Genomic DNA, 25,798 nt, shown 5'->3' on the forward strand with positions numbered 1-25,798 from the left:
GAGGTGTTAAGGACCCCTCAAGGACGCCAGGGCGAAGACCTCAGGGCCTGCGCAGCGCCGATGCGTTGTCGTTGTCGGACTGCAGCGGAACGCCGGTGCGGGCCGCGGTGGCCAGCATCTGCTCGATGACGTTCTTGCCGAGTGCGGTCTCGCCGGGCAGTTCGATCGGGTAATTCCCGTCGAAGCAGGCCGAGCACAGCCGGGTGGGCGGCTGCTCGGTGGCCGCGATCATGCCCTGCTGGGAGATGTAGCCCAGGGTGTCGGCACCGATGGCGTGCCGCACCGCCTCCAGCATCTCGCCCGGGTGCTCGGCGGATGCCGCATTGGCGATGAGCTCGGCCGGGGTGGCGAAGTCGATGCCGTAGAAGCAGGGCCATTTCACGGGCGGCGAGGCGATCCGGACGTGGACCTCGAGCGCCCCAGCCTCCCGCAGCATGCGGACCAGCGCGCGCTGGGTGTTGCCGCGGACGATCGAATCGTCGACGACGATGAGCCGCTTACCGCGGATCACCTCGCGCAGCGGGTTGAGCTTGAGCCGGATACCCAGCTGCCGGATGGTCTGCGAGGGCTGGATGAAGGTGCGGCCCACGTAGGCGTTCTTCATCAGGCCCTGCCCGAACGGGATCCCGGATTCCTGGGCGTAGCCGACCGCGGCCGGGGTGCCTGATTCCGGGACGCCGATCACCAGGTCGGCATCGATCGGGTGTTCGCGCGCCAGCCGGCGACCGATGTCGACGCGCGTGGCGTGCACCGAGCGGCCCGCCAGCGTGCTGTCCGGGCGGGCCAGATAGACGTACTCGAAGACGCAGCCCTTGGGTTCGGGGTTGGCGAACCGGGTGGAGCGCACGCCGTCGGCATCGATGGCCAGGAGTTCACCGGGTTCGATGTCGCGGACGAACGAGGCGCCGACGATGTCGAGCGCGGCGGTTTCGGAGGCCACCACCCAGCCCCGGTCGAGCCGACCCAACGCCAGCGGACGCACCCCGTGCGGGTCGCGGGCGGCATAAAGGGTGTTCTCGTCCATGAAGGTCAGGCAGAAGGCGCCGCGCACCGTCGGCAGCAGGTCCAGGGCGGCCTGCTCCAGCGTCGCGTCGGCAGCGCCGTGCGCCAGCAGCGCCCCGAGGATGTCGGAATCGGTGGTGGCGGCCGGCGCGCCCTTCAGGTCGATCAGTCCGGCTTCACGGGCCTGGGCGGCCAGTTCGGCGGTGTTGACCAGGTTGCCGTTGTGTCCGAGGGCGACACCGGTCCCGGCGGCGGTGTTGCGGAACACCGGCTGGGCGTTCTCCCACGTGGTGGATCCGGTCGTGGAGTAACGACAGTGTCCGACGGCGACGTGGCCCGGCATGGCGGCCAGGGTCTGCTCGTCGAATACCTGACTGACCAGCCCGAGGTCTTTGAACACAAGGATCTGGGAGCCGTCGGAAACGGCTATGCCCGCTGCTTCTTGGCCACGGTGCTGCAGCGCGTACAGGCCGTAGTAGGTGAGCTTGGCAACGTCTTCACCCGGGGCCCAGACCCCGAATACGCCGCACTCTTCGCGCGGTTCGTTTTCGTCGAGTTCCTGCACAGTCACGATAGGGCTGCTCCCGGGGCGGCGGTTGGTGACATAACCGAGTCTACGGTCCAGGTGGGCCAACAAAAGAATCGAATGGCCGGTCTGGCACCGGCTTTTGCAACAGCGCGCACCACGATCGCCATTCCCGCGCCCGTCCGCAGCGGTGTGGCCAGCCCTACCCCGATCCGTCGGGATAACCTCATCGACCCACTACATGCCAACGGCAAGGATGGATTTCGTGACCCGCCAACTCTCCGAGAAGCCGGCAACCGATCCCCTCGATTCCGACGCGGAGGCCCGGCCGCAACCGTGGCCGGAGGTGACGAAGATCGCATTCCGGTTCTGCTTCCTGTACTTCGGCCTGTTCTGTCTGTTGTTCGCGCAGATCACGTTCGCCTTCCTGGGGATCGTGGGGCACTGGCTGCCGGATCGGGCGGTGATGTGGCAGATGACGGTGCTGGGCCCGCTGGTGGACTGGGTCGGCCGCCATGTCTTCGGCGTCGAGGCGGTTCTGCATCAGGACTCGGGCAGCGGGGACCAGGCGGCGATCTGGGTGATGGTCTTCTGCCTATTGGTGTTCGCCGTCGTCGGCACAGCGGTGTGGTCATGGCTGGACCGGCAGCGCAACGACTACTCGAGGTTGTGGGCCTGGTTCCTGACCTTCGTGCGGCTGTGCGTGGCCGGCCAGATGTTGTTCTACGGATTCGCCAAGCTGGTGCCGACACAGATGCCGGCGCCGCCGCTGGCGGCGTTGTTGCGACCGTACGGCGAGTTCAGCCCGGCGTCGGTGCTGTGGCTGCAGGTCGGCAGCTCCTATCCGTACGAGATGGCGCTCGGCGCGGTCGAGGTGCTCGCCGGGTTGTTGCTGTTCCTGCCGCGGACCGGGACGCTGGGTGCCCTGCTCGGCGTGGCCAGCATGGTGCAGGTGTTCCTGCTGAACATGACCTTCGATGTGCCGGTGAAAATTCTCTCCGGACATCTCTTGTTGATGGGTCTGGTGCTGCTCGCCCCGCAATTCCGGCGGATGGCCGACTTCCTGGTGCTTCAGCGCACCACCGAACCGGCCGTCCAACCCGAACTGTTCGCCGGTGCTCGGGCCAACACCATCGCGGCGCGGATACAGGCCGTCCTCGGCATCTGGATGGTGGCCGGTTGTGTTCTGACCAGTTGGCAGAGCTGGAGCGAGTACGGCGGTGGCCGCGCCAAACCCGAGCTGTACGGGATCTGGACGGTGAGCCGCTTCGACGTCGACGGCTCAGCGGCGCCGCCGCTGACCACCGATCAGTACCGTTGGCAGCGGGTCGTTTTCGACCTGCCCGAGCTACTCACCTACCAACGGATGAGCGGCGAACTGGTGGACGCACCGCTCAAGCTCGACGGGAACAACCTCACGGTGTCGGGCCCGGACGGCGCACCCCTGGCCACGCTCACCGCGTCCCGGCCGACACCTGAGCAGCTGCAACTGACCGGCGAGTTGTCCGGCCGCGACGTCGCGATCTGGCTGGATCGGCTGGATCTCAACCAGTTCACCCTGCGGAACCGGGGCTTTCACTGGGTGCAGGAGTATCCCTACTTCCGGTGAGTCGCGGTGATCCCGGTAGCCTCGTCGAGCACGTCAACTGCCCTGCTAGGAGGATTTTGTGGGAGTTTGGGGTCCGGGGAACTTCGAGAGCGACACCGTGGCCGACGGGCTGGGCGCACTGACGGGTCGGATCATCGACGAAATCGCGGAGCAGTTCGCAGATGCGGACGACGATTCCGCCCTGGAGCCGGACGAGTGGGGCGGAGCGATGGTGCCCGCCTGGCTCGAGATCCTGGTCGAGATCGCCGAGCCGCCAAGGGTCGGTGCAACCTTTCCCTCGGTGGCGGCGCTCAGCGATTGGCGTGATCGGTACATGCGCGTATGGGACGAGTACATCGACGAGCTCGATCCGGATGACGACTACAAAGTCGAACGGCGCGCGGTACTCGTCGGCACCTTCGAGCGGGCCATCGCGCTGGCCGCCACGCGCGAACGGGACTAGGCGCTCCCCAACCGCACCAGTGGCAGCCACCGGGCCACCTCACCGGCCCGCGATCCCGACATCTGCACGGCAGCACCTGCCGCGTCGAGATCGAGCAGTCCGGTGGCCAGCAGCAGCCAGGTGCGGGGATCGGTTTCCACGACGTTGGGCGGGTTGCCTCGGGTATGGCGGGGCCCTTCGATGCACTGCACCGCGACGAAGGGCGGCACCCGCACCTCGACACTGGCGCCGGGGGCCGACGCGGCCAGGGTGCGCGCGGTCAGCCGGACCGCCTCGGCCAGTTCCGCGCGCGTGGGCTCGGCATGGGTGGGTTCGTGCAGCCAGTCGGCCACGGCGGCGACCGCCGCCCTGGTCTTTTGTGGATCGACACTGCCTCGCGCGGCCATGCCATAGAGTCTCGCAAAGTGTTTGCCGATCACCGTAATCCGCCGTATCGCACGGCCGGTGCAGTGCTCTTGGCGATCCTGGCGCTGGTACTCGGGTTGATCGTGGCGCAGTTCCGGGGCGCTTTCGAACCCAGGACACCGCTGACCCTGCTGGCCTCGCGGGCCGGCCTGGTTCTCGATCCGGGTTCGAAGGTGACCTACAACGGGGTTCCCATCGGCCGGGTGGGCGCGGTGAGCACCGACGGCGGGGACCCGGTGCGGGCCCTGGTGCGGCTCGACATCAACCCGAAGTACATGGACCTGCTGCCGGCCAACGTGCAGACCTCGATCCAGGCGACCACGGTGTTCGGCAACAAGTACGTGGCCTTCACCTCACCGGAACATCCGAGTTCGCAACCGGTTTCGAGCTCAACGCCGATCGACGTCACGGCGGTCACCACCGAGTTCAACAGTTTGTTCGAGACCATCACCGCCATCACCGAACAGGTCGACCCGATCAAGCTGAACCAGACCCTGTCTGCCACCGCCCAGGCGCTGACCGGCCTGGGCAGTGCATTCGGTCAGTCGCTGGCCGACGGCAACACGATCCTCGACGATGTGAACCCGCGCCTGCCCGCGCTGCGCCATGACATCGCGGCCCTGGCCGATCTCGGCGAACGGTATGCGGCGGCCGGGCCCGACCTGTTCGACGGCCTGGCCGACGCCGCCCGCAGTGCCGCCACCTTCAACTCCCAGCGCGCTCACCTCGACGCCGCGCTGATCGCGGCGATCGGCTTCGCCGGGACCGGTTCCGACATCCTCGAGCGCGGCGGCCCGTACCTGCAGCGTGGCGCGCAGGATCTGATCCCGACGTCGAAACTGTTCGACGACTATCAGGGGCAGCTGTTCTGCACCATCCGCAACTACCACGACGTCGCCCCCGCCTTCTATGCGACGTTCGGCGGCGACAACGGATATTCGTTCGACAGCACGGGGACCTTGTCGAGCATCGGCGTGGGCAACGCCTACGTGTATCCGGACAACCTGCCGCGGGTCAATGCCAAGGGCGGGCCCGAGGGCAAGCCCGGTTGCTGGAAGCCGATCACCAAGGACCTGTGGCCTGCGCCGTATCTGGTGATGGACACCGGCCTGTCGATCGCGCCGTACAACCATGTCGAACTCGGCTCGCCGATCTTCACCGACTATGTCTGGGGGCGGCAGATCGGTGAGCCCACGATCAACCCGTGACCGCTCTACGATCTTGCTCGGGAGAGGTCTTTGCGCGAAAAGGGGATTTGTGAACGCGTCGCCGATACAAGAAGTCTGATCGATGCCTAAACGCGCAGTACCGGCGAGTCCGGAGCCGTCCGCAGCCTGGCCCCCTGCGCTTCCCGCGTGGCGTGCCGTCGGCCTGTCGCTCGGACCGATCGGTGCCGCGGTCTTCAACGGGGTGGCCGGCCTGTGTGCCGCGGCCATCGCCGCCGTGTTGGTTTTCGCGTTCGCCCGGCTGCACCGCAATGCGCCACAGTCGGTGTCGACGGGTGATCTGGTCGCCTCCACCGTGGGTCCCGCCGCCGGACGGTTCACCAGCCTCGTCCAACTGGCGGCCTACGCGTTGCTGGGCGTGGGTGCCGCGCTCACGCTCGCCCTGCAGCCGTTGACCGGGGCGCCTGACCTGGAGACCGCGCTGGCCGGCTGGTGGTGGCCCGGCTGGTCGGTGGCGGTGGTGGTCATCGCCGGCGCGGTGGTGGCCTACCTGCCCACCCGTGCGGTGGGTGCGACGGCTGCCGCGCTGGCCGGCGCGGGCCTGCTGGTGTTTCTCTACCTGGCGCTGGCGATCATGGCCCGGGTCGCATCAGGTACCCCTCCGATGCAGATCGGCGGGCCCACGCCCGTCGATTCTGTCCTGCTGGTGACGGCGGCCGCCATTCCGCTCGGCCTGGGGCTGGTGGGATTCGAGGCCGCAACCGTGGTCAGCGGCCGCCTGGTGTCGGTCGCGCGTCCGGTGGGCGCTGCGGTGGGGATCACGGCGCTGGGCGCAGTCGCCCTACTGCTGGCCGTCAACATCGGCGCGACGGGCGGGTTCCACCCGACCGCCGTGAACCTCTCGCTGATCGTCTCCCAGTTCTTTGCCGACGCCGGGTACTACTGGTTCACCGCCGGGGCGTTGTGCCTGGGGTCGGCGGCGCTGCTGGCCCTGACGTGGGCGGCCACCCGGGTCGCGGGACGGTTGTTCGGTTCCGGTCCGGAGGTCGCGATCCTGGTTCCCGCGGTGATGTGTGTCCTGGCTGTGGCGTTCAGCCGGTTTCAGGGGCATATCGGCCGACTGCAGATGGTCGTCCCGGCCCTGCTTCTTCTGGTTGTCTATGTGCTTGTCACGGAGGCCAATTCACGTATCGAGGGTTCCGCGGCGGCGCAGCAGGCGCCCCGCGTGATCCTGACCGTGGTGGTGGTCTGTGTGGTGTTGATCCCCCTGCGGGTCACCAGTTTTGCGTTACCCACGTTGTGGCCGCTGGCCGCTACGGCTGCGATCCTCGCGCTGGCAGGGTTGTTGGCACGGCTTGGTAGGCCAGTGCGGCCAGTGCCCCCGCCTCATTGATCGCCAGGTGCGCCAGCATCGGCGCGGCCAGGCTCGAAGAGCGCTGCGCAAGCCAGCCGAACACCCATCCGGCGATGCCGGTGGCCACGACCGTCGGGATCACGGGTTGCCCTGCGCCACGGGCGTCGGCGATGTGTGACAGCCCGAAAGCGGTGGCCTGCAACACCTGACCACCCGTCGGGCCGAATGCCTCGGCACCGACCTTGCCCAGCGCGCCGCGGAAGCCGGCCTCCTCCGGCCAGACGGTTCCCAGCGGAATCCGCAGCGCCAGCCATCTGCCCGGAGCTACGGGCAGAACCTTTCGGCGCATCCCGGTGCGGACCACCGGCACTGTCGAGGTCGCCGCCACACCCGCGCTCACCGCGGTCGCGGCGGCCGCTCCCAGTCGTAGACCCGACCACACCGCCGGGGGCCGAAAGCCCGGGCGGGCACCCGTTCCGACCATCAGTACGCTGCCCAGTGCCGCCCGCACCAGCGGCTGCCACCGGGCCGGCAACCGGGGATCGACCAGACCGTTCCATGCGACCAGGCCCACAGCCAGCGCCACTGCGCGAATCCGGCTGGCCGGCATCAGTATTCGGGTCCGTTGTTGGCCTCGGCCTTCTCCAGAGCCACCCGGATTCGCTCCGTGTCCTCCGGTGTCCACCCCTCCGGTGGCGCCACCGCCGCCCAGCCGTCGAGCACCGATTCGCCGTAGTTGTGCCCGTGTCCGGCCGGGACGCTCGACGCGTTGGTGATGTCGGCGGCCACCTGCCAGAACGTGATGATCGGGTACCAGCGCATCGAGGCGGTACGGTCCGTCCCTGGCGGTTCGACCAGCCAATCCGGTTCGGAGAACAGCAGATCCGTCGACCACCAGATGATCGGGTCCGACGGGTGCTGCAGGAACAGAACCCGGGTGCCCTCCCACGGAGCACCGGTGTCCTCGGCGATCTCGGCGGCGTTCGCGGCCTCGGAGAACCGCACGGTGCGGCCGTTGTCATAGCTGGGTCGCGCTTGCGGGGTGCCCGGGTCGCGGCGCGCGGTCAGGCCGCGCCACAGCGGGCTGGCATTGGGCGGGCCCACCCACAGCACCGAGGAGAAGCCCATCCGCGAGATGTCGGGGAGCCAGCTGAATGCGCCCTGCCCGCCCATCGACCCCAGGCTCTCCCCGTAGAGCACCAGCTGGGGGCGGTGATCGGGTGGCAGCTGCGCCCAGCGCGCTTGGATCGCGTCGATCATCAGCCGTCCGGTTTTCATGGACTTCTCCCGGTCCCCCATGAACGAAATCCAGCTCGGCAGATAGGAATACTGCATGCCGACCATCGCGGTGTCGCCGTTGTACATCAGCTCCAGCGCGCGGGCGGCCACCGGATTCACCCAACCGGTGCCGGTGGTGGGGACGATGACCAACAACTTGCGGTCGAAGGCATGGGTGCGCTCAAGCTCGCTGAGCAGCACCGCAATTCGCTGGTCTTCGGTCTCGGCGGTGTGCAGCCCGGCGTACACCCGGATGGGTTCGCGGGCCGGAGCGCCGTTGACCTTTTCGAGCTCGGCGGCACGCGGGCCGGTCGCCACGAAGTTGCGCCCCTGAAAGCCCAGGGAGTCCCACGGCGCGAATGAGTCTGGGCTGCCTGATCTTTCAGGTTCGACCGGCCGGCTGATGCCCTCACGGGTGGTGGAGTTCTGCGGCTGGAACACCCGGCTGGCGCCCGCCAGGAACCCGCGGTAGAGCACGCCGTTGACGAGCGTGACGACCAGGACCACCACGATTGCGGTCCCGATGAACTGGGCCACCTCCCGGTGCAGATGCCAGCGCCGGATGAACCACCTGGCCAGCAGTCGCACGATATCGCGGAGCAACCGTGCCGTGGCGATCAGCGCCGCGCCCACCGCGACGGCGATGATCAGGGTGCGCAGATAGCCGAGCGTGGCCGGACCTTCCATGCCCATCAACGCCGAGACCTGCCGTTGCCAGGCCGCCGCGGGAATCAGCATCAGCACTCCGGCCGTGGCCGCACCGGCCACGACGAGCGCCTTCAGCCAGTGCAACGTCCGCTTCGACGGTGGCCACCAGGCGCGGTTGCGTAACACGAAGCGGTACAGCGCTTTTCCCAGCAGAACCCCGATGCCGTAGCCGATCGCGGCGTTGATACCGCCGATCAGCCCGGCGAACAACCAGTCGCGCGGCAGCAGCGACGGGGTCAGCGAGAGACAGAAGAACAGGGCTCCGACGGCAATGCCGACGAAGTCCAGTCGCACCAGGCTCCAGGCCCAGTGCAGCAGAGGATGACGTTCGTTGAGGGCTTTCGCCGTCACCCGAACAGCCCGGGCAGCACGCCCTCAGACGTACTCCGTAGCTCCGCGAGGGTGATGCTGAACTGTCCCTGGACCTCGATCGAGGGCTCGCCGCCTTCGGGGCCCTGGTCGACGACGCCAACCCGGGTCACCGGCAGGTCCCTGGCCTCACACATCGACCGGAACCGGCTCTCCTCGGTGCGCGGCGCGGCCACGAGCACCCGGCCCGCGGACTCGGAGAACAGGAACACGAACGGATCGATGCCCGCCGGGAGATCCTCCGGAAGGATGACCCGGCAACCGGTTTCACCGGTCAGCGCGGCCTCCACCACGGCCTGGATCAGCCCGCCCTCGGACAGGTCGTGCGCCGCCGAGATCAGGCCGTCGCGCGATGCCGCGGTCAGCACCTCGGCCAGCAGCTTCTCGCGGGCCAGGTCCACCTTCGGCGGAACGCCGCCCAGGTGATCGCCGGTGACCTGGGCCCAGACCGACCCGTCGAACTCGTCGTGGGTATCGCCGAGCAGCAGCAGCGTCTCGCCCGGTTCGGTGCCGAGGCCGGTCGGGATGCGTCGCTTCACGTCGTCGATCACGCCGAGCACACCCACCACCGGGGTCGGCAGGATCGCCGTGGAACCGGTCTGGTTGTAGAAGCTGACGTTGCCGCCGGTGACCGGGATGCCAAGGGCGGCGCAGCCGTCGGCCAGCCCGCGGACGGCCTGGCTGAACTGCCACATCACACCCGGATCCTCGGGGGACCCGAAGTTGAGGCAGTTGGTCACCGCCACCGGGGTGGCCCCGGTGACCGCGACATTGCGGTAGGCCTCGGCCAGGGCCAACTGCGCGCCCGTGTACGGGTCGAGTTGGGTGTAGCGGCCCGAGGCGTCGGTGGAGACGGCGATGCCGCGGCCGGTGTTCTCGTCGATGCGCAGCACACCGCCATCGGCATTCTCGGCCAGCACGGTGTTGCCGCGAACGTAGCGGTCGTACTGCTCGGTGATGAACGCCCGGCTGCACAGGTGCGGGCTGCCGATCAGCGCCAGCAGGGTGGCCTTGAGCTCATCGCCGGTCTTGGGCCGGGGCAGTTTGGCCGAGGTGTCGGCGACCAGGGCGTCCTGGGTGTCGGGACGGGCCACCGGGCGCTGGTAGACCGGGCCCTCGTGGGCCACGGTGCGCGGCGGGACGTCGACCACGGTTTCGCCGTGCCAGGTGATCTCCAGCCGGTCCCCGTCGGTGACCTCACCGATCACGGTGGCCAGCACTTCCCACTTGCGGCACACCGCCATGAACGCCTCGACGTTCTCCGGCGTCACCACGGCACACATGCGTTCCTGGGACTCGCTGGAGAGCACCTCGGCCGGGGTCATGTCCTTGGCCCGCAGCGGCACCTGATCCAGCTCGATGCGCATGCCACCGTCACCGGCAGACGCGAGTTCAGAGGTGGCACAGGACAATCCGGCACCGCCGAGGTCCTGGATGCCGACCACGAGGCCGGCCGAGTACAGCTCGAGGCAACACTCGATGAGCACCTTCTCGGTGAACGGGTCGCCCACCTGGACACTCGGCAGCTTCTTGCGGCCCGCGCCGCTCTCGTCGCCGCTGAAGGTGTCCGACGCCAGCACCGAGACACCGCCGATGCCGTCCAGGCCGGTGCGCGCGCCGAACAGGATGATCTTGTTGCCGGTGCCCGAGGCGAAGGCCAGGTGCAGGTCTTCCTTGCGCAGGGCACCCACGCACAGCGCGTTGACCAGCGGGTTGCCCGCGTACGACGGGTCGAAGATCGTCTCGCCGCCGATGTTGGGCAGGCCCAGCGAGTTGCCGTAGCCGCCGACACCGCGAACCACACCGTCGAGCACACGGCGGGTGTCCGGTGCATCGGCCGCGCCGAACCGCAGCTGGTCCATGACCGCCACGGGCCGGGCGCCCATCGCCATGATGTCGCGGACGATGCCGCCGACGCCGGTGGCCGCGCCCTGATAGGGCTCGACATAGGACGGGTGGTTGTGGGACTCGACCTTGAAGGTGACGGCCCAGCCGTCACCGATGTCGACGACGCCGGCGTTCTCACCGATGCCGGCCAGCATGCCGGCGCGCATCTCCTCGGTGGTGGTCTCACCGAAGTAGCGCAGGTGCACCTTCGAGGACTTGTAGGAGCAGTGTTCGCTCCACATCACCGAGTACATGGCCAGCTCGGCGTCGGTGGGGCGGCGACCCAGGATCTCGCGAATCCGCTCGTACTCGTCGTCCTTGAGGCCGAGTTCGCGGTACGGCTGGGGCTGATCGGGGGTGGCGGCTGCCCGCTGCACCGTATCCATAGCGTGGGTGAGCTCAGACGTCACGCCCAAGAGTCTATCGTTGCCGATCTCGCACGTCCGACCCGCGATTGCTGAGTGCGCCTGCGCCCGCCCGCGCGGCGGCATACTCAGCGGGTGCGCAAGCTCGGGGCCAAGGGCCGTCTCGTCATTCTCGGCGCCTTGCTGGTAGCAGGCGTAACCGGTTGCGATTTCGGGGGCTCACGTGCGGCCGACGCCATCGACAAGGTGCTGAAGAGTCAACCCGGCGTTACGTCTGTCACACATACGGTCTCGAGCAACGACGGATTCGGGGTCCGCACCGCCAGCTTCGACGTCTACGTCAGGGCCGATGCCACCGCCGACCAACTCTCGGCGCTCGGCCGCACGTTCACCGACCAGATCAACGGATCGAGGGTGTACGACGACAAGGGAGCCAGCATGAACGTGAGACGTTCAGCGCAATCCTTCCCGGCCCAAACGGGCTCGACAATGTACGTCGAGGTCGCCCCGTCGAAGACCACCCCGGAACCGCCGTGGCAGGACTGGCTGAAACTGTCGCAGGGCGACTACGCCTACGAAATCGTCGGGTCAGCATCCCCCGACGGCGCCTGGCAACCGGCACGCACCAGTCTGACGGTGACCCTGCGCAGTCTCGACCATCGGGATGACCCGCTCAGCGCTTCGGAGTTCGCGGCCTCGGTCCGGAGGCTGATCACGGACTTCCCGGACTCGACCGCGGACTGGAGCATCTTCGATGCGAGCACCAACCATGCACCGAGCATCCGTTCCGGCCATGGACTTCCCGACCGGGAGCAACTGGCGCTGTGGGAGGCACTCGATCAGCTGGCACCCACCAAAGGCGGATTCGATCTGAAGCCGCCCCGCTTTTCCATCGAAGACGTGCCGACCGGTCCTGATGGGGATCGCGTTCTGATCGACCAGCTACAGCTCGTCAAGAATTCGGGGCTACCGATGGTCTACGAAGTCGAGGACGCGCAGATCACCGTCCGGCCCGGGGGTTGTTCGGAGGGCGCCCGGGAACCGCAGCCGCGGACGCCACCGATCACGGACCTTCAGACCAGGCTGCGCGCCCAATTCGAGAGCTGCCCGCCGTGAGCCCCACCACCGGGCTCGGCGCTATGAGCCCGCGATACAGAACGCATTGCCCTCCGGGTCGGCCAGTACGACCCAGTTGAACTCCGGGCCAAAACTGTGCCGCCCGGTTTCGGTTGCGCCCAGACCCACGAGCCTGGCCACCTCGGCTTCGGCGTCGGGTGCGGTGAAGTCGAGGTGGATGCGGTTCTTGCCCGGCGTCGGATCGGGAACCTTCTGAAATCCCAGCCGCGGCCCGTCGGGACGTATCAACACCACGAATTCGCCTGGGGCAAAGACATTTACCTCCCCACCGACGGCTTGGGCCCACCACCGGGCCAGCGCGTCGGGATCGGTGCAGTCGACTGTGATCATCTCCACGGACAGCGTCATGGCGCCGACCCTAGATCAGGCGGGTGACAAGAACGCTCGCAACGCCGCCGAGTAGGCCGCTACGTCCCGGGCTCCCATGAACTCACGGGCGGAATGCATGGCCAACTGCGCTGCGCCGACATCGACAGTGGGGATCCCGGTGCGCGCCGAGGTCATCGGTCCGATGGTCGACCCGCACGGGAGATCGGCGCGGTGCTCGTAGCGCTGCAGCGGCACCCCGGCCTGATCGCAGGCCAGCGCGAACGCCGCCGCGGTGCGGCCGTCGGTGGCGTAGCGCAGGTTCGGCTGCACCTTGAGCACGGGACCGGCATTGACCTCGATCAGGTGCCCGGGCTCGTGACGGTCCGGGTAGTTCGGATGCGTCGCGTGCGCCATGTCCCCGGAAGCCACCATCGATCCGGCCGCCCGGCGCAGGAAGTCCTCCCGAGTACCGCCGGCGGCGAGCACGATGCGCTCCAGCACGGTCGGCAACAGCTCGGACTGGGCACCATGATCAGAGGTCGAGCCGACCTCCTCGTGGTCGAACAGCGCCAGCACCGGCACATACGAGTCCGCGCCCGCGGCCAGGAACGCCTCCAGACCCGCGTAGCAGGTGGCCTGGTTGTCCAGCCGCGGCGCGCTGACGAACTCCCCCTCGGCGCCGGTGATCGCCGACGGCGTCAGGTCGTGGGTCATCAGGTCGAAGCCCAACACGTCGCCTTCTGTGGTCCCGGCCCGCTCGGCGACGAATCCGATGAAGGATCGCGGCCGCTCCCCCAGGCCCCACACCGCGTTGACGTGCCGCTGTGGATCGGGGCTGACGCCCTTGCGGTCCTCGGACAGGTGGATGGCGAGCTGGGGCACCCGCAGGATCGGATCGTCGATCCGGACCAAGCGGTGTTCGATGCGGTTGCCGTCCCGGACCGAGAGCCGGCCGCTGATCCCGAGGTCGCGGTCCAGCCACGAGTTCAGCCAGGCCCCGCCGTAGGGCTGCAGCGCGACCACCTGCCAACCGGCGACGACGCGATCAGGGTGCTGCTTGACCCGGAGGTTGGGGCTATCCGTGTGACCGCCGACCACCCGGAACGGCGCGGCCGGGTCGGTCCCCTCGGTATTCCAGGCCACCAGCGATCCTGCCCGCACCGTGAAGAACTTTCCCGCGGTGGCAGGCCAGCTGTCGGTTTCGGCCAGCTCGGTGTATCCCGCGTCGCGCAATCGTCGCGCCGCGGTGGCGCATACGTGGAACGGAGTCGGAGATGCGTCGATGAACTCGCACAGGCCCTGGGCGCTAGCTGGCATCTTTTCATCTTGACCGGCGAACCCCCCTCAGGTGTCGGTAGGGTCGGTTTGTGCCCGTTCCGATCCCGCAGCCGGTGCTGAAACCTCTCACGCGGGCGGCCATCTTCCTGGTGCTGACGATCGAGGACGGTGGCCAGCAAGCCGTTCACGACGTGCTTCCCGACATATCAGGCATCGTCCGCTCCATCTGGTTCCGTGATCCGGCCAAAGAGCTGTCGCTGGTGGCCGGCATCGGTTCGGCTGCCTGGGACCGGTTGTTCGCCGGTCCGCGTCCGGCCGACCTCCATCCGTTCATCGCTCTTGACGGCGGCCGTCACCGCGCCCCGTCGACGCCGGGCGACGTGTTGTTGCACATCCGCGCCGAGTCCATGGACGTGTGTTTCGAGTTGGCCGACCGGATGCTGCAGGAGTTCGGCAGTGCCGTCACGGTCGTCGACGAGGTGCACGGATTCCAGTACTTCGACAACCGCGATCTGCTCGGCTTCGTCGACGGCACGGAGAACCCCAACGGGTCCACCGCGGCGGCCGCCGTTCAGATCGGCACCGAGGACCCTGAGTTCGCCGGGGCCAGTTACGTGCACATCCAGAAGTACGTGCATGCGATGACGGACTGGCGCTCGCTGTCGGTGGAAGAACAGCAGCGCGTGATCGGCCGCACCAAGCTCGACGACATCGAGATGCCCGACGACACCAAGCCTTCCAACTCCCACATCGCGCTGAACGTCATCACCGACGAAGACGGCAACGAGCTGAAGATCGTGCGGCGCAACATGCCGTTCGGTGAACTCGGCAGCAGCGAGTTCGGCACGTACTACATCGGATACTGCGCGGACCCGGCCATCACCGAACGCATGCTGACCAACATGTTCATCGGCGATCCACCCGGCAACACCGACCGGATCCTGGATTTCTCCACGGCCGTGACCGGCTGCATGTTCTTTGTGCCCACCATCGATTTTCTCGATGATCCACCGCCGCTTCCGGTTCCGGTCGAAGAACCCGCGACAGCCAAGCAAGACACCTCCCTGGCGATCGGCAGCCTGAAAGGAACCCCGCAATGAACAACCTGTACCGCGAGCTTGCCCCGATCACCGAGTCCGCCTGGGCCGAGATCGAACTCGAGGCCAGCCGAACCTTCAAGCGTCACATCGCCGGGCGGCGCGTGGTCGACGTCAGCGAGCCCGGCGGCCCGGTTACCGCGGCGATCAGCACGGGACACCTGCTCGACGTGAAGCCGCCCGGGGACGGCGTGGTCGCCCACCTGCGCGACTCCAAGCCGCTGGTGCGGCTGCGGGTGCCGTTCACGGTGTCGCGCAACGCGATTGACGACGTCGAGCGCGGCGCCCAGGATTCCGATTGGGATCCGGTCAAGGAGGCCGCCAAGAAGCTGGCGTTCGTCGAGGACCGGGCGATCTTCGAGGGCTACCCGGCGGCCTCGATCGAAGGCATCCGCAGCTCAAGCTCCAACCCCGCGCTGGCGCTGCCCGACGACGCCCGCGAGATTCCCGACGTGATCGCCCAGGCCCTTTCCGAGCTGCGACTGGCCGGTGTCGACGGGCCGTACTCGGTGCTGCTTTCGGCGGCCATCTACACCAAGGTCAGCGAGACCACCGCGCATGGGTATCCGATCCGCGAGCACCTGAGCCGGCTGGTCGACGGGGAGATCATCTGGGCGCCCGCGATCGACGGCGCGTTCGTATTGTCGACCCGCGGTGGGGATTTCGACCTGCAGCTGGGCACCGACGTCTCGATCGGCTACCTGTCCCACGATGCGGAGAGCGTGCAGCTGTACCTGCAGGAGACCCTGACGTTCCTGGCCTACACCGCCGAGGCCTCGGTCGCCCTCACTGCCTGATCGTCCTGCACAGCGAGCGTGCGTTGCGCACGCTCGCTGTGTGGGTGAAGCCGAGAACTAGACGGAAAGAACCGCGTCCAGCGCGGAGTAGAACAATCCGAGCCCGTCATCGGACGGACCGGTCAACGCCTCGGTGGCGTGTTCGGGGTGCGGCATCAAGCCGACGACGCGGCGGTTGGCCGAGCACACGCCCGCGATGCCGCGCATCGAGCCGTTGAGGTTCTCGCGGTAGCGGAAGACCACACGGTCCTCGCCCTCGAGCTCGTCGAGCACCGCCTCGGAGGCGACGTAACGGCCTTCACCCGACTTGAGCGGGATCAGCAGGTCGGCCCCGGCGTCATAGCGGGTCGTCCAGGCCGTGGCGTTGGAGGCGACCTCCAGCCACACGTCGCGGCAGATGAAATGCAGGCCGGCGTTGCGGGTCAGCGCGCCCGGCAGCAGCCCGGCCTCACACAGCACCTGGAAGCCGTTGCAGATGCCCAGCACGGGCATGCCCTTGCCTGCAGCTTCCACGACCGAACCCATCACGGGAGCGAACTTCGCGATGGCCCCGCAGCGCAGGTAGTCCCCGTAGGAGAAGCCGCCGGGCACGACGACCGCGTCGACGCCCTTCAGGTCGGCGTCTGCGTGCCACAGGCTGACCGCCTCGGCCCCGGACAGCCGGACAGCTCGGGCCGCGTCGACGTCGTCGAGCGTCCCGGGGAAGGTGATCACCCCGACACGGGTGCTCACGAGCCCTCCCGGCTCACCGAGAAGTCCTCGATAACCGTATTGGCCAGCAGAGATTCGGCGATCTCAGCCAGGGTTTCGTCCGCTACGGAGTCATCGACTTCGAGCTCGAAACGCTTGCCCTGACGGACGTCCGAGATACCACCATGTCCTAGCCGACCAAGTGCCCCGACGATCGCCTGACCCTGAGGGTCGAGGATCTCCGCCTTGGGCATGACGTGCACAACCACCTTTGCCACGGCGCACACTCTACCGGCACGACCCTATGTAGGCCGTGCACAGTGGGTCGGCCAGCGCATCCAGGACCCGGTCGTCCGCTGGGGCCGACCATGCGACCTGTGGCGGCGTGCTCGACCACATGGCCAACTCGACCACCGTGCTGTTGGCCGGATCGGCGAGCAGGTACTGGTGTAGGACCCTCCCGCCGTCGCGGCTCACCACTGCCGCCAGGCGTCCGGTCCGCTCGGTGGTGATCGACGGCGGGTTCCCCGGGCAGGTGCGCAACGCGGCAGTGGCGCCCTGCACGACCGCCAGCGCCGTCTGACCGCCCTGCCACGTCTCCCCGCGCCAATGGAGGACCTGCACGCGTAGTTGCCAGTGCCCCTCGGGCCGCCCGACCTCCGACCGCGCCGCCACGGCGTACCCGCGCGGGTCGCCTGGTATCGGAGGCAACGCGCATTCCTCCTCGAAGCGGAAGCGCGGTACCACCGCGGTCACGGCCAACCCGGCCAGCCCGGGCCACTGGTACTCACGGTCCAACGGGATCTTCGACGTGTCCACCCACGCCGAATCGGGGATGCGGTCACACAGCGGCGGGCAATCGGCACTGGGCTCCGACCAAGCCGAAGGGGGCGCTGCGGCCAGCCCGCAGAGCCCGATCGACATCGCCACGATCACCCGCCACAACCCCACCGAGCGCCACAATATAGGGATGCAACTCACGCATTTCGGACATTCGTGCCTACTGGCCAGCATTTCGGACACCACCGTGCTGTTCGACCCGGGCAACTTCTCGCACGGTTTCGAAGGCATCACCGGTCTGTCGGCCATCCTGATCACCCACCAGCACCCAGACCACGCCGATACCGCGCGGTTGCCCGCGCTGATCGACGCCAACCCGCAGGCGGCTCTGTATGCCGATCCGCAGACTGCCGCCCAGTTGGGTGAGCCGTGGCAGGCAGTGCATCCCGGCGACGAGTTCAGGGTCGGCTCACTCAACGTGCGCGGGACCGGCGGCAAACATGCCGTGATCCACCCGGAAATCCCTGTGATCGACAATATTTCGTACCTGCTGGGCGACGACGAACATCCGGCCCGGCTCATGCATCCCGGTGACGCGCTGTTCGTCCCCGGCGAACCGGTCGACGTACTGGCCACCCCGGCTGCCGCCCCGTGGATGAAAATTTCAGAGGCCGTGGACTTCCTACGCGCGGTGGCGCCGGCGCGGGCGGTGCCGATCCATCAGGGCATCATCGAGCCGAACGCGCGCGGGATCTATTACGGGCGGCTGGCGGAGATGACGAGCACCGAATTCCAGGTTCTCACCGAGGAAAACGGTACTGAATTCTGATTTCACGGCTCAGCCGTGGTGTCCGACTCAGGCGATGTCGCCGGCCGCACCCCGCCCGGCTGCTCGGCCGGAGAAGATGCAGCCGCCCAGGAAGGTGCCCTCCAGGGACCGGTAGCCGTGCACCCCGCCCCCGCCGAATCCGGCAGCCTCACCCGCGGCGTACAGGCCGGCGAACGCGGTGCCGTCTTCCTTGAGCACCCGGGAGTCCAGGTCGGTTTCCAACCCGCCCAGGGACTTTCGGGTCAGGATGTGGAGTTTGACGGCGATCATCGGGCCCGCCTTCGGGTCGGTGAGCCGGTGCGGGGCGACGACGCGGCTGAACCGGTCACCGAGGTAGCTGCGGGCCGCCCGGATCGCGGTGACCTGTCCGTCCTTGGTGAATCTGTTGACTACCTCGCGGTCTCGCGCGGTCACCTCGGCCGCCACCGCGGCGTAGTCGAGTTCGAGTACATCCGGCACGTCGTTCATCGCGGCCACCAATTCACGCAGCGAACGCGCGCTGACGAAGTCAACACCGCGGTCGACGAACGCCTGCACCGGGGCCGGCGCACCGGGCTTCACCCGCGCCAGGACGTCACGCACGCTGCGCGACGTGAGATCGGGGTTCTGTTCCTGGCCGGACAACGCGAACTCCTTGGCGATGATCCGCGCATCGAGGATGAACCACGTGTAGTCCTGCCCGGTACGGCAGATGTATTCGAGCGTGCCCAGGGTGTCGAAACCGGGATACAGCGGCCCGGGCAGCCGTTTTCCGTTGGCGTCCAACCACAATGACGACGGTCCGGGCAGGATGCGGATGCCGTGGTCGGGCCAGATCGGATCGTAGTTGGTGATGCCTTCGGTGTAGTGCCACATCCGGTCGCTGTTGATGACGTGCGCACCGGCGGCCTCGGAGATGCCGATCATCCGACCGTCTACGTGTGCAGGAACACCGCTGAGCAGTTGCTCGGGTACCCGGCCCATGCGCTCCGGCCAGTTCTTGCGTACGAGGTCGTGGTTGCCGCCGATCCCGCCGCTGGTGACGATCACCGCAGATGCGCGGAACTCGAAGTCGCCGACCACGTTTCGTGACGACGGTGCGCCCCGAGGCGCGTCGGAGGGCTCCAGCACCGCACCCCGGACCCCGACGACGGCACCCTCGGAGACGATGAGTTCATCGACCCGGTGACGGTGCGCAAATCGCACCCGGGGCTCCCCCACCAACCGGCGGGCGAAGACGTCGACGATCGCCGGCCCGGTCCCCCACGTGATGTGGAAACGCGGCACCGAATTGCCGTGGCCCAGCGCCCCGTAACCGCCCCGCTCGGCCCACCCGACCAAGGGGAAGATCTGCAGACCGCGGGCCCGCAACCAACTGCGTTTCTCGCCGGCCGCGAAATCGACGTACGCGTGCGCCCACTCCCGTGGCCAGTGGTCCTCGGGCCGGTCGAAGCCCGCGGTGCCCAGCCAGTCCTGCAGGGCCAGCTCCTGGCTGTCGTGGATACCGAGTCTGCGCTGTTCGGGACTGTCGACGAAGAACAATCCGCCGAACGACCAGAATGCCTGCCCACCCAGGTTGGCGACGTTCTCCTGATCCAGGATGAGCACGCGGTGCCCGCCCTCGGCCAGTTCACATGCGGCGACCAACCCGGCGAGACCCGCCCCCACGACAATGACATCGGCGTCTGCCATGAGACGCAAGACTAGCCCTAGTCAGGCGGCCTCGGTCAGGACCGAGAATCCTCGCCACCGGTAGACGGTGGGCACGCACCGGTGCAGCAAAGCCAGGTCGATCGCGTCGAGCATGGCCTGCCGGGGTCCGGGCCTGCGCAGGTGCCGCGCGGCAACCGCGACACGCACCGTACCTTCGCGGCGCGCGGTGCGTTCAGCTGTGAGCACCACGGTGCGGCACCACCACGGCTCGGACAGAAATCCTTCTCCGATGCCCACCACCCGGGCCCGCGTCGTGGTCTGGCGGACGAGGTCGGTGATGCCGTTCAGATCAGCGAGCAAACGAAAGCCATTGCGCGGCAAGACGGTCACCGTGCCCTGCGAGACGGTCCAGCCGGGCGCGGCGAACAACCTGGTGCGCAGTCCCAGGTGTTCGAGCACCCGGTCGGCGCCCATCAACCTCAGGTTGGCCTCATGGGCGGGCAGCGAGGCGAACTCACCGCGGCGCTTCTTGGTCGCCGCCTCGTCGTACCCGTGCAGGACAACGGCGTCGCCGCCGCTGCGCCGTTGCGCCACCCATTCCACGGTGTCGGCATCGCGGTCCAACCGATAACCGCCCTTGAGCCGCGGCGCCACCATCAACGAGGCGGGAACGCCACGGGTGTCGAGCTCGGCACAGAACGATGCGACATCGGCCAGCGTTCGATCGCTGATCTGCGATATCGAGACGATGAGTTGTCCGGTCACGCCGTCCAGTGTGGCAACGTCACATGTCGGGACGGTGTCGAACACTCTGACGCCGAATGTCCATTCGGCGAGACCCTTCGGTCAGGCCGGCAGGATCGCCTCGATGGCCGCGATCACCTCGGGCGCATCCGGCTCGGTGCGGGGCCGGAACCGGCCGGCCACCGCGCCGCCCGGGGCCAGCAGAAACTTCTCGAAGTTCCACTGGATGTCCCCGGCCTCTCCTGCCGCATCGGCGGCCTGGGTCAGCGCGGCGTAGAGCGGGTGGCGCTCGGCCCCGTTGACGTCGGTCTTGGCCAGCAACGGGAACGTCACGCCGTAGGTGTTCGTGCAAAACGCGTGGATCTCCTCGGCGCTGCCCGGCTCCTGGCCCATGAACTGGTTGCACGGCACGCCGACGACGGTCAGCCCACGCTCGGCGTAATCCTTGGCGAGCTTCTCCAGCGCGGTGTACTGCGGCGTCAGACCGCATTTGGAGGCCACGTTGACCACCAGGACTGCGCCGCTTGCCAACTCGGCCAACGTCGTCGGCTTGCCATCGAGGGTGGTCAGCGGGATGTTGCTGAGGCTCATCACTGGGACGCTACCGGACCTGATCATCGAACAAGATCGCGGCCAGACCCTCCACCTGGGCGATCGGATCGCCTGCGGTGTCTATCGCTTCGTTGAGCCACAACATCGAGAAACCATGCACCAGAGACCAGGCGGCCAGCGCGGCGCCGTCCGGGTCAGCGGCCGCCTTGGGGTCGGCCAAGGTGCCGACGCCGCGGTTCAGCTCCGACCCGGCGGCCGACGCGGCGGCAACCAGTTCAGCGTCGGTGTCGTCGTAGAGCGATTTGTCGAACATCACCTCGTAGTGGCCGGGGTGGTCGAGGGCGAACCGCACATAGGCCTTGGCGGCGTCGATGAACTGTGGCCTGGCCTCGGTCAGCGCTACGGCCAGAAGCTGAAACCCTTCGGTGGCCAGTGCGGTGAACAGCCCGCGCCGGTCGGTGAAATGGTGCGCGGGCGCCGCGTGTGAGACGCCTGCCGCGCGCGCGAGTTCGCGCAGCGAGATGCCGTCCGCGCCGCGCTCGGCCACCAGATCGGCGGCCTGAGCGAGGATCACGGCCCTGAGGTCACCGTGGTGATAGCCCATGCGGGCCATCCTAAACCCATATCTTGACAGCGCCTAGATTGAGCGTAGCGTGGCGATCTAGACACCGACAAGATCGGAGCTTCGATGGCCGTCTACTTGACCCTGATTCTGGGTAGCGTGGCCGCCCGCCTGATCGGCCTGCTGGGCGTGGACTATCTCGACAGCTGGCCCGAGGCGATCGCGGTCGGACTGGCCGCGATGTTCGTCATGACCGGCGTCGCGCACTTCGTCAATCCGTTGCGGCGCGACATGATCGCCATCGTGCCGCCGGCACCCCCCGCGCCGGCCGCGCTGGTGACGGTCACCGGCGTGCTGGAGCTGGCCGGCGCCGCAGGCCTGCTCTACCCGCCTACCCGCGTGGCGGCGGCAGTCTGCCTGCTCCTGCTCATGCTGGCGATGTTCCCAGCCAATGTCTACGCGGCCAGGATGCCCAACCCGCCGAAGTCGATGACTTCGCGGTTAAGCGTTCGGACCGCCGAAGAGGCTGTCTACCTGGCCGCTGCCGTAGTTGTCGCCGTCGGCGGCAGCTAGCAGCCAGGCGTACTGGAACGCGGCTTCCTTCCACCGCTCGTAGCGGCCGGACAGCCCGCCATGGCCGGCCACCATTTCGGTCTTGAGCAGCACGGGATGACCGTCGGTCTTGGTATGACGCAGTGCGGCAACCCATTTGGCCGGTTCGACGTAGTACACCCGGGTGTCGTTGAGCGAGGTCATCGCCAGAATCGCCGGATAGTCCTGCGCCGCCACGTTCTCGTAGGGCGTGTAGGACTTCATGTAGCGGTAGACCTCGGGGTCCTCCAACGGATTTCCCCACTCGTCCCACTCGGTCACGGTCAACGGCAACGACGGATCCAGGATGGTCGTCAGCGCATCGACGAACGGCACCTGAGCCAGAATCCCGGCGAACAACTCCGGTGCCATGTTGGCCACCGCGCCCATCAACAATCCGCCGGCACTACCGCCGAGAGCCACCAGATTCTGCGGACGGGTCACGCCGCCGTCGATGAGATGGCGTGCCGCGGCGATGAAATCGGTGAATGTGTTCGTCTTCTCAAGCAACTTGCCGTGCTCGTACCACGGCCGGCCCAGCTCGCCGCCGCCGCGCACATGCGCGATCACGAACACCATGCCGCGGTCCAGCAATGACAACCGGGCGATAGAGAATCGCGGATCCTCACACGACTCGTAGGCACCGTAGCCGTAGAGCAACGCCGGCGCCGGGAACTGCAACCCGGCCCGGTGAATGATCGAGACCGGGATCCGCGCCCCATCGGGTGCCGTCGCCCAATCCCGGCGCTCCACATAGTCTTCCGGCCGGTAGCCGCCCAGCACCGGCTGCTCGCGCAGCAACGTACGCTCGCCCGTGGCGAGGTCCAGGTCGTAGATCCGCGCCGGTGTGATGAACGAGGTCGCGCCGATCCGCAGCTTCGGCGTGGACCAGTTCGGGTTCCCGCCCATCCCCGCGGCGGTCAGCTCGGAATCGAACGTCAGCTCTTCGCGCGTACCGTAACCGTCCGCGGTGAGCGGCCACAGTGCCATCTTCGGCAATGCCTCACTGCGGTAACTGATCACCAGGAACCCGTCGAACGCGTCGACACCGTCCAGCCGCACATCATCCCGGTGCTCGATCAGGGTGCGGAAATCGCTCGGGTCGCCGACCGGAGCGTCCACCAGCATGAAGTTCTCGGCACCGTCGTTGTGCAGGATCAGGAACCGGTCCTCGCCGCCGACGACGGCGTGCTCGACGGAGTACTCCACCAGGTCGCGACGCTCCCACACCGTGGTGAGCTCGGCGGTCGGGTCATTCGCATCGACATAGGCGACCTCGGTGGTGACGGCACTGCCCGATGCGACGAACAGGTATTTGTCGCTGCGGCTGCGGCCGATCGCGACCCAGAACCGTTCGTCGGGTTCGTGATACACCTTCTCGGCGGCCAGACCGGAAGCCAGCCGATGCCGCCACACGGTGTCGGGCCGCCAGGCGTCGTCGACCGTGGTGTAGTACAGCGTGCGGCTGTCGGCCGCCCAGGTGCCGCCGGCGCCGATCCCGGTGATCGTGTCGTCGTAATGCTCGCCGGTACGTAAATCCTTGAACTTCAAGGTGTATCGCTCGTCGCCGAGGACGTCGACGGAGTAGGCCAGGATATTGCCGTCCAGGCTCACCGTGGCCGCGCCGAGCGAGAAGTACTCGTGGCCGTCGGCCTCGACGTTCTCGTCCAGGAGAACCTGCTCACCGGGGATGTCGGCACCCTCGTCGAGCTCGGGCGGCGTCCAATCGTCAGGATCGCCGATCGGGCACCGGCAGTGCACCGCGTACTGCTTGCCCTCGAAGCTGCGCGCGTAGTACCACCAGCCATTGCGGCGCATCGGCACCGACAGGTCGGTTTCCTTGGTGCGGGCCTTGATCTCGTCGAATATCTTCTGCCGCAACGGCTCCAGATGGGCGGTGGCGACATCGGTGTAGGCGTTCTCGGCCTCCAGGTGCGCGATCACCTCGGGATCGTCCTTGTCGCGCAGCCATTCGTAGGGGTCGATGAACACGTCACCGTGATGCTCGCGACGGTGATTGCCGCGCTTGGCGACCGGGGGTTGCACGGACTCGCTCATGCGCCGATCCAATCGTCGAACCGCAGACCCGAGATCCGTTCGTACGCCTCGATGTACCGGTCCCGGGTGGCCGCCACAATCTCCTCAGGCAAGGGCGGCGGTGGGGTGTCGCTGTGCCGGTCCCAGCCCGAGTCCGGCCCGGTCAGCCAATTGCGGACGAACTGCTTGTCGAAGCTGTCCTGCACCACTCCCTGCTGATACGTCTCGGCGCGCCAGTACCGGGACGAATCCGGGGTGAACACCTCATCGGCCAGCACCACGTTGCCGTGCCCGTCGACACCGAACTCGAACTTGGTGTCGGCGATGATGATGCCCTTGGTCAACGCGTGGTCCGCGCCTTGTATGTAGGTCTGCAGCGTGCGTTCCTTCAACTGGCTGGCCAGCACCGGCCCGACCAGGTCGATCACCGTGTTGTACGAGATGTTCTGGTCGTGCTCGCCGATGTCGGCCTTGGTGGCGGGGGTGAACAGCGGTTCGTCGAACTTGCTCGCCTCGCCGAGACCCGGCGGCAGCGGGATGCCGCATACCGAACCCGACGCCTGGTAGTCGAGCAGTCCGGAACCGGTCAGGTAGCCGCGGGCCACACACTCCACCGGCAGCATCTTCAGTTGCTTCACCACCAGCGCGCGGCCCAGCACCTCGACGGGAATGCGCTCGTCGTCGGGAGGTCCGGCCAAGTGGTTGGGCGCGCTGATCAGGTCGAAGAAGAACACGCTCATCGCCGTCAGGATCCGGCCCTTGTCCGGGATCTGTGAGTCCAGGACGTAGTCGTAGGCCGAGATGCGGTCGGTCGCCACGAACAGCAGGTGCTCGTCGTCGATGCGGTACAACTCGCGGACTTTGCCGCTGGCCAGGTGCTGGTAGTCGGACAGAGCAGGACGCATTGGGCCAGCCTATGTGTTGGGATCGGTCTCATGAGATCGCGGTACCTGCCCTATGCCAGCAGACCCGGCCGCTTGTTGGCACAGTTGTTCAGCGACGTGGCCGTGATCACCTGGACCGCGGTGTGGATATTGGTCGGGTTGGCCGTGCATTCGGCGGTGTCGACCATCGCCGAGGTCGGCAGGCAGGTCCAGAGCGGCGCCAACGGTGTTGCTGACAACCTGGGCTCCGCCGGTGACAGCACCGACAGCGTTCCCCTGATCGGTGACACGCTGAGCAAGCCGCTGCGCGCCGCCAGTGAGGCGGCCCTCGACATCGCCGGTGCGGGCGCCAACCTGGACAGCACGGCGAGCTGGCTGGCCTGGGTGCTGGCCCTGGCGGTGGCCGCCGCGCCGATCCTGTTCGTGGCGATGCCCTGGCTGTACCTGCGGGTGCGGTTCTTCCGGCGCAAGTGGACCGCGATCACCCTGGCCTCGACCGCCGCCGGGGAACAGCTGCTGGCGCTGCGGGCGTTGGCCAACCGGCCGCTGGCCAAGCTGACGGCGGTGTCCGACGACCCCGTCGGCGCCTGGCGCAGTCAAGATCAGCGCGCGATTCGCGGCCTGGCCGCCCTGGAACTGCGTTCCGCCGGCATGCGCCTGCGCCGCATCGAGTGATTTTCCCGAGCGATTTCGGTGCAATTAGCGGCGCCCACCGCCGCCAAACGCACCCAAATCGCACGAGCGGGAACCGTTTGACGGGGCATACCG

Annotated in this window: 26 protein-coding genes; 10 read left to right on the forward strand and 16 right to left on the reverse strand. The window is 67.7% G+C overall.

The features are described 5' to 3' along the window. Nucleotides 1–40 precede the first annotated feature (40 nt). A complete protein-coding gene (gene purF / locus ACZYZ7_RS28335) occupies nucleotides 41–1,573 on the reverse strand; it encodes an amidophosphoribosyltransferase (RefSeq protein WP_450071126.1) in 1,533 nt (510 codons plus the stop codon). 211 nt (nucleotides 1,574–1,784) lie between these two features. On the opposite strand from purF, the gene ACZYZ7_RS28340 reads away from it, so the two are divergent. Together ACZYZ7_RS28340 and ACZYZ7_RS28345 are read left to right on the forward strand one after the other, a co-directional pair. Then, nucleotides 1,785–3,137: a DoxX family protein gene (locus tag ACZYZ7_RS28340; RefSeq protein WP_463742358.1), complete on the forward strand. Its 1,353-nt coding sequence runs from the start codon at nucleotides 1,785–1,787 to the stop codon at nucleotides 3,135–3,137. 58 nt (nucleotides 3,138–3,195) lie between these two features. After that, nucleotides 3,196–3,579 carry a DUF4259 domain-containing protein gene (locus ACZYZ7_RS28345; protein WP_135452502.1) on the forward strand — a complete coding sequence of 128 codons (384 nt, stop codon included), beginning with the start codon at nucleotides 3,196–3,198 and terminating at the stop codon, nucleotides 3,577–3,579. On the opposite strand, the gene ACZYZ7_RS28350 is transcribed toward ACZYZ7_RS28345, so the two are convergent. Further along, nucleotides 3,576–3,965 (reverse strand): sterol carrier family protein, encoded by a 390-nt coding sequence (locus tag ACZYZ7_RS28350; protein ID WP_463742269.1) that lies wholly within the window; start codon nucleotides 3,963–3,965, stop codon nucleotides 3,576–3,578. The genes ACZYZ7_RS28345 and ACZYZ7_RS28350 overlap by 4 nt on opposite strands. Before the next feature lie 18 nt (nucleotides 3,966–3,983). Here ACZYZ7_RS28350 and ACZYZ7_RS28355 point away from each other — a divergent pair, with 18 nt between their 5' ends. Next, nucleotides 3,984–5,192, forward strand: coding sequence for an MCE family protein (locus tag ACZYZ7_RS28355; RefSeq protein ID WP_135452497.1), 1,209 nt, complete (start codon nucleotides 3,984–3,986; stop codon nucleotides 5,190–5,192). An 82-nt stretch (nucleotides 5,193–5,274) separates the two neighbouring features. Further along, nucleotides 5,275–6,543 (forward strand): hypothetical protein, encoded by a 1,269-nt coding sequence (locus tag ACZYZ7_RS28360; protein WP_463742270.1) that lies wholly within the window; start codon nucleotides 5,275–5,277, stop codon nucleotides 6,541–6,543. On the opposite strand, the gene ACZYZ7_RS28365 is transcribed toward ACZYZ7_RS28360, so the two are convergent. From ACZYZ7_RS28365 to purL, 3 genes are read right to left on the reverse strand one after another with little or no spacing between them, the layout of a single operon-like run. Beyond that, entirely contained in the window at nucleotides 6,464–7,114 is a 651-nt protein-coding gene (locus ACZYZ7_RS28365) for an Rv0804 family intramembrane glutamic endopeptidase (protein ID WP_463742271.1), read from the reverse strand. The genes ACZYZ7_RS28360 and ACZYZ7_RS28365 overlap by 80 nt on opposite strands. Then, the gene (locus ACZYZ7_RS28370) at nucleotides 7,114–8,841 is read right to left on the reverse strand and encodes an alpha/beta hydrolase (protein ID WP_463742272.1); all 1,728 of its coding nucleotides are present in this window, start codon (nucleotides 8,839–8,841) and stop codon (nucleotides 7,114–7,116) included. Before ACZYZ7_RS28370 ends, ACZYZ7_RS28365 begins: the two co-directional genes overlap by 1 nt. Beyond that, the gene (gene purL / locus ACZYZ7_RS28375) at nucleotides 8,838–11,132 is read right to left on the reverse strand and encodes a phosphoribosylformylglycinamidine synthase subunit PurL (RefSeq protein ID WP_463742359.1); all 2,295 of its coding nucleotides are present in this window, start codon (nucleotides 11,130–11,132) and stop codon (nucleotides 8,838–8,840) included. The genes ACZYZ7_RS28370 and purL overlap by 4 nt, the downstream gene beginning before the upstream one ends. A 114-nt stretch (nucleotides 11,133–11,246) precedes the next feature. Here purL and ACZYZ7_RS28380 point away from each other — a divergent pair, with 114 nt between their 5' ends. After that, nucleotides 11,247–12,227, forward strand: coding sequence for a hypothetical protein (locus ACZYZ7_RS28380; RefSeq protein WP_450071132.1), 981 nt, complete (start codon nucleotides 11,247–11,249; stop codon nucleotides 12,225–12,227). Between the two features lie 21 nt (nucleotides 12,228–12,248). Here the strand turns inward: ACZYZ7_RS28380 and ACZYZ7_RS28385 are convergent, their stop codons facing one another. Then, nucleotides 12,249–12,596 (reverse strand): VOC family protein, encoded by a 348-nt coding sequence (locus ACZYZ7_RS28385; protein ID WP_450071133.1) that lies wholly within the window; start codon nucleotides 12,594–12,596, stop codon nucleotides 12,249–12,251. Between the two features lie 15 nt (nucleotides 12,597–12,611). Continuing rightward, complete coding sequence (locus tag ACZYZ7_RS28390) at nucleotides 12,612–13,874, reverse strand: M18 family aminopeptidase (protein WP_463742273.1); 1,263 nt, start codon at nucleotides 13,872–13,874, stop codon at nucleotides 12,612–12,614. Between the two features lie 50 nt (nucleotides 13,875–13,924). Here ACZYZ7_RS28390 and ACZYZ7_RS28395 point away from each other — a divergent pair, with 50 nt between their 5' ends. Both ACZYZ7_RS28395 and ACZYZ7_RS28400 read left to right on the forward strand, forming a co-directional pair. After that, the gene (locus ACZYZ7_RS28395) at nucleotides 13,925–14,935 is read left to right on the forward strand and encodes a Dyp-type peroxidase (protein WP_450071135.1); all 1,011 of its coding nucleotides are present in this window, start codon (nucleotides 13,925–13,927) and stop codon (nucleotides 14,933–14,935) included. Then, nucleotides 14,932–15,729, forward strand: coding sequence for a family 1 encapsulin nanocompartment shell protein (locus ACZYZ7_RS28400; protein ID WP_135452481.1), 798 nt, complete (start codon nucleotides 14,932–14,934; stop codon nucleotides 15,727–15,729). Before ACZYZ7_RS28395 ends, ACZYZ7_RS28400 begins: the two co-directional genes overlap by 4 nt. A 57-nt stretch (nucleotides 15,730–15,786) precedes the next feature. Here the strand turns inward: ACZYZ7_RS28400 and purQ are convergent, their stop codons facing one another. Genes purQ through ACZYZ7_RS28415 form a run of 3 tightly spaced genes read right to left on the reverse strand, consistent with a single transcriptional unit; the run spans nucleotide 15,787 to nucleotide 17,343 of the window. Further along, a complete protein-coding gene (purQ, locus tag ACZYZ7_RS28405) occupies nucleotides 15,787–16,461 on the reverse strand; it encodes a phosphoribosylformylglycinamidine synthase subunit PurQ (RefSeq protein ID WP_463742274.1) in 675 nt (224 codons plus the stop codon). After that, nucleotides 16,458–16,697 carry a phosphoribosylformylglycinamidine synthase subunit PurS gene (gene purS, locus ACZYZ7_RS28410; RefSeq protein ID WP_454792204.1) on the reverse strand — a complete coding sequence of 80 codons (240 nt, stop codon included), beginning with the start codon at nucleotides 16,695–16,697 and terminating at the stop codon, nucleotides 16,458–16,460. Before purS ends, purQ begins: the two co-directional genes overlap by 4 nt. Nucleotides 16,698–16,707: 10 nt before the next feature. Next, nucleotides 16,708–17,343 carry an ATPase gene (locus ACZYZ7_RS28415; RefSeq protein WP_135452476.1) on the reverse strand — a complete coding sequence of 212 codons (636 nt, stop codon included), beginning with the start codon at nucleotides 17,341–17,343 and terminating at the stop codon, nucleotides 16,708–16,710. Between the two features lie 46 nt (nucleotides 17,344–17,389). Between ACZYZ7_RS28415 and ACZYZ7_RS28420 the strand changes: the two genes are divergently transcribed. Further along, nucleotides 17,390–18,028: an MBL fold metallo-hydrolase gene (locus tag ACZYZ7_RS28420; RefSeq protein ID WP_463742275.1), complete on the forward strand. Its 639-nt coding sequence runs from the start codon at nucleotides 17,390–17,392 to the stop codon at nucleotides 18,026–18,028. Between the two features lie 27 nt (nucleotides 18,029–18,055). Here the strand turns inward: ACZYZ7_RS28420 and ACZYZ7_RS28425 are convergent, their stop codons facing one another. The 4 genes from ACZYZ7_RS28425 to ACZYZ7_RS28440 form a co-directional block, all read right to left on the reverse strand. Further along, nucleotides 18,056–19,699, reverse strand: coding sequence for an FAD-binding dehydrogenase (locus ACZYZ7_RS28425; RefSeq protein ID WP_463742276.1), 1,644 nt, complete (start codon nucleotides 19,697–19,699; stop codon nucleotides 18,056–18,058). Between the two features lie 21 nt (nucleotides 19,700–19,720). Further along, complete coding sequence (locus ACZYZ7_RS28430) at nucleotides 19,721–20,425, reverse strand: DUF2334 domain-containing protein (protein WP_463742277.1); 705 nt, start codon at nucleotides 20,423–20,425, stop codon at nucleotides 19,721–19,723. A gap of 81 nt (nucleotides 20,426–20,506) precedes the next feature. Continuing rightward, nucleotides 20,507–20,995: a glutathione peroxidase gene (locus tag ACZYZ7_RS28435; protein ID WP_463742278.1), complete on the reverse strand. Its 489-nt coding sequence runs from the start codon at nucleotides 20,993–20,995 to the stop codon at nucleotides 20,507–20,509. Between the two features lie 10 nt (nucleotides 20,996–21,005). Further along, nucleotides 21,006–21,560, reverse strand: coding sequence for a TetR/AcrR family transcriptional regulator (locus tag ACZYZ7_RS28440; protein ID WP_463742279.1), 555 nt, complete (start codon nucleotides 21,558–21,560; stop codon nucleotides 21,006–21,008). An 84-nt stretch (nucleotides 21,561–21,644) separates the two neighbouring features. Between ACZYZ7_RS28440 and ACZYZ7_RS28445 the strand changes: the two genes are divergently transcribed. Next, entirely contained in the window at nucleotides 21,645–22,091 is a 447-nt protein-coding gene (locus ACZYZ7_RS28445) for a DoxX family protein (RefSeq protein WP_463742280.1), read from the forward strand. Here the strand turns inward: ACZYZ7_RS28445 and ACZYZ7_RS28450 are convergent. Continuing rightward, nucleotides 22,020–24,167 (reverse strand): S9 family peptidase, encoded by a 2,148-nt coding sequence (locus ACZYZ7_RS28450; protein ID WP_135452461.1) that lies wholly within the window; start codon nucleotides 24,165–24,167, stop codon nucleotides 22,020–22,022. The two genes, ACZYZ7_RS28445 and ACZYZ7_RS28450, sit on opposite strands and share 72 nt — an antisense overlap. Next, complete coding sequence (locus ACZYZ7_RS28455; protein WP_463742281.1) at nucleotides 24,164–25,051, reverse strand: phosphoribosylaminoimidazolesuccinocarboxamide synthase; 888 nt, start codon at nucleotides 25,049–25,051, stop codon at nucleotides 24,164–24,166. The genes ACZYZ7_RS28450 and ACZYZ7_RS28455 overlap by 4 nt, the downstream gene beginning before the upstream one ends. 30 nt (nucleotides 25,052–25,081) lie before the next feature. On the opposite strand from ACZYZ7_RS28455, the gene ACZYZ7_RS28460 reads away from it, so the two are divergent. Next, nucleotides 25,082–25,705 carry a hypothetical protein gene (locus ACZYZ7_RS28460; RefSeq protein ID WP_135452457.1) on the forward strand — a complete coding sequence of 208 codons (624 nt, stop codon included), beginning with the start codon at nucleotides 25,082–25,084 and terminating at the stop codon, nucleotides 25,703–25,705. Nucleotides 25,706–25,798 lie beyond the last annotated feature (93 nt).

The organism is Mycobacterium sp. IDUB_17, from assembly GCF_055419465.1.